At 43.5% G+C, this 3,030-nt stretch carries 2 protein-coding genes and 6 tRNA genes; all 8 read right to left on the bottom strand.

Features of this window, described 5'->3' with window-relative positions:
* Positions 1-83: 83 nt before the first annotated feature.
* The 8 genes from AB4371_RS06155 to AB4371_RS06120 all read right to left on the bottom strand — a co-directional run bounded on the left by AB4371_RS06155 (position 84) and on the right by AB4371_RS06120 (position 2,846).
* A tRNA-Arg gene (locus AB4371_RS06155) sits at positions 84-160 on the bottom strand.
* Between the two features lie 80 nt (positions 161-240).
* A tRNA-Arg gene (locus AB4371_RS06150) sits at positions 241-317 on the bottom strand.
* 67 nt (positions 318-384) lie between these two features.
* Positions 385-461, bottom strand: a tRNA-Arg gene (locus tag AB4371_RS06145).
* Positions 462-550: 89 nt separating this feature from the next.
* A tRNA-Ser gene (locus AB4371_RS06140) sits at positions 551-643 on the bottom strand.
* A gap of 44 nt (positions 644-687) precedes the next feature.
* Positions 688-764: transfer RNA gene (locus tag AB4371_RS06135), tRNA-Arg, on the bottom strand.
* A 43-nt stretch (positions 765-807) separates the two neighbouring features.
* Positions 808-900, bottom strand: a tRNA-Ser gene (locus AB4371_RS06130).
* Between the two features lie 474 nt (positions 901-1,374).
* Positions 1,375-1,572, bottom strand: a complete 198-nt coding sequence (gene csrA, locus AB4371_RS06125; RefSeq protein ID WP_004415691.1) for a carbon storage regulator CsrA — start codon at positions 1,570-1,572, stop codon at positions 1,375-1,377.
* Between the two features lie 92 nt (positions 1,573-1,664).
* The gene (locus AB4371_RS06120) at positions 1,665-2,846 is read right to left on the bottom strand and encodes an aspartate kinase (RefSeq protein WP_081090215.1); all 1,182 of its coding nucleotides are present in this window, start codon (positions 2,844-2,846) and stop codon (positions 1,665-1,667) included.
* Between the last annotated feature and the right edge of the window lie 184 nt (positions 2,847-3,030).

Genomic DNA, 3,030 nt, shown 5'->3' with positions numbered 1-3,030 from the left:
GCGCACGGTTTTAGTATCAATTCGTTGTAAACAACAACTCAATACAAGGATTTCTGTTCTTATAAGAAAGAAGCCCTAAATAGTGGCGCGTCCTGGAGGATTCGAACCTCCGACCGCCTGGTTCGTAGCCAGGTACTCTATCCAGCTGAGCTAAGGACGCACGGTTTTTGATATTAATTTTCGACGAACGATTTATCAATATCAGGATTCACATTCTTATAAGAACTAAACCCTAAATAGTGGCGCGCTCTGGAGGATTCGAACCTCCGACCGCCTGGTTCGTAGCCAGGTACTCTATCCAGCTGAGCTAAGAGCGCACGGTTTTAGTATCAACTTAGTCAATACAAGGACTTTCATTCTTAAAAGAAATAAACCCTTAAATAGTGGCGCGTCCTGGAGGATTCGAACCTCCGACCGCCTGGTTCGTAGCCAGGTACTCTATCCAGCTGAGCTAAGGACGCACGGTGTTCATTCATTAAGAATGAAGTTGTGAAATATATCACATTCTTCTTGCTACGAAGAAAAAAAAAGGCCATCGGCCTGTAATGAATGGCGGTGAGGGAGGGATTCGAACCCTCGATGCAGCTACAAACCACATACTCCCTTAGCAGGGGAGCGCCTTCGGCCACTCGGCCACCTCACCTAATTCATTATTCTCAAATCACTTACAAGTAAGAGAAGAGAGAATGGCGCGTCCTGGAGGATTCGAACCTCCGACCGCCTGGTTCGTAGCCAGGTACTCTATCCAGCTGAGCTAAGGACGCACATTTACATTGTCTAAATTGCTAATTTTAGACTCGCAAGAAATGGCGGTGAGGGAGGGATTCGAACCCTCGATGCAGCTACAAACCACATACTCCCTTAGCAGGGGAGCGCCTTCGGCCTCTCGGCCACCTCACCGTCTTGCGGAGGCACATATTACGTTTTACCGAAAATATGTCAAACACTTTATTGAAAAAAATTGGACAAAAACACTCAACCGTTTGCTATTTAATCAAAGCGCTTGCAAATTGAACTTATAAGATTCAAATCGCGCTTTTTCCCTTAAAAATTAAGGTGAAAGATTGGCAATAATAAACAGCCGAAAACAATTATCTAATTTCTCCAGCAGCAAGTGCTACCGCTGATGGCACAATACTACGGGATGCGTATTTTCGCCATAGGGGAAGCGAATAAATCTTGAGTTTTGCCAAACAAAATACAGAGCAACAGTTCTGTTCAACCTTGTCTGTATCTCGCAGCATCACAAAGCATTCACTTCACCACTTTGAGACCGATCCGTTATCCAACCCATCTATGTCCCAATCAGTGTTTCGGTTCCCCAAGATCAAAAAAGGCTAGCAACAATGCTAGCCTCTTCTCTACGCAAAAGTATTAGTAGTTGCCAGATGCAACGTTACCATTACCTTTTTCAGCTTGAATGCGCATGTAGATCTCTTCACGGTGAACAGATACTTCTTTAGGTGCGTTAACACCGATACGTACTTGGTTACCTTTAACGCCTAGTACAGTAACTGTTACTTCATCACCAATCATCAGTGTTTCGCCAACGCGGCGAGTCAAAATTAGCATTCTTTGCTCCTTGAGTAATCTCTAAATTTATCTAGCTACGAGAGCATTATCCAACAAAAGTTATATTTTCGTAAACTATCGATTGAGTTTATTTAACCAAAATGCACTTCTTTTTTAGGATAACCCTGTGTTTCACGCGCTACGATGTATGCATTGTGTAATATGTTAGCAGCCATATCGACTTGCGTTGGTGATATCACCAAAGTTAAAGACTGCTGCTGCAATAAGTGATGCTGTACATCAATTTCGCCTTCAGACAACAATCCATGTGAACTGACCACAATTTCTTGTGTTCGGCTTCCTACCACAGTTAACAAACTAACCTGTTCACTATTACGGATTTTCTCAGCAAAAACTAGTTTTAATTTGGCACTTATGTCTTGTTTAATAATGAGTGCTGCCCGTTCTGTTTCCTCGATCACACTACAGACTTCGATCCCCAACAGTTGGCAATGTGAAATGAAAGACGGTAAATCTTCATTCAAACACTCGATACGCACCATATCTCTTTGGATGGCGATGCCAGCAATATCATTCAAACACTGATTACCCGCGATCAATGTGCCCTCGCCTTGTTCAAAGCTTGAAAGCACTCGCAATGGCACGTTGTGCTGCCATGCATACTGAACACAAGGAAGGTGCAATACCTTAGCGCCTCGGCGAGCCATCTCTTCCATAGAAGGAAAGTCTAAAGTATCTAATTTCTGAGATTGTTTTACGACTCTAGGGTCACAAGAGTAAACACCATCTACATCAGTATAGATCTGGCATTCTTTCGCCTGCAAGGCACCTGCAAGCGCGACCGCTGTAGTATCTGAACCACCGCGGCCTAATGTCGTGATATCACCTTTCGCATTGAATCCTTGAAAGCCTGCAACAATAACAATCTGGTTGTCATCTAGCAGAGCTTGAATCGGAGCAGTATCAATACGCTCAATCGCTGCATTATTATGATTAGAATCCGTGTGTATCTTGGCTTGATAGCCAGTCATCGATGTCGCTTCATAACCTAACTTGTGTAACGTCATTGCTAACAAGGCCATGGAAACTTGCTCGCCAGCCGTTAACAACACATCCAGTTCTCTAGCGTTTGGTACGCTATCAACTTGCGTGGCTAAATTAACTAACCGATTTGTTTCACCAGACATAGCCGAAACGACAACCACGATCTGGTTCCCTTCATTTTTCGCTTCAATGATTTTTTCTGCTACATGATGGATTCGTTCAATTGAACCCACCGACGTTCCACCAAATTTCTGCACGATAAGAGGCATTTTCACCCGTCCTCACCTTCCCAAGACCAATGTCTATATATGACAAAAAAACACATACTCCGCGTCAGGGCGAAGCAATAAAAAATTAACCAAGGAGTCTAACGCCACCATTAGACTTCTTGGTTAATCTCAATCAAACCTTGTTTAAACACACTTCCAATAGGCAAATCGAGTAGGAGGAGGC

The sequence above is a fragment of the Vibrio sp. 10N.261.51.A3 genome (assembly GCF_041471965.1).
GTDB classification, from domain to species: domain Bacteria; phylum Pseudomonadota; class Gammaproteobacteria; order Enterobacterales; family Vibrionaceae; genus Vibrio; species Vibrio crassostreae_C.
The sequence above is the reverse complement of the archived record's forward strand: the minus strand, read 5'-3'. Positions and strand labels throughout refer to the sequence as shown.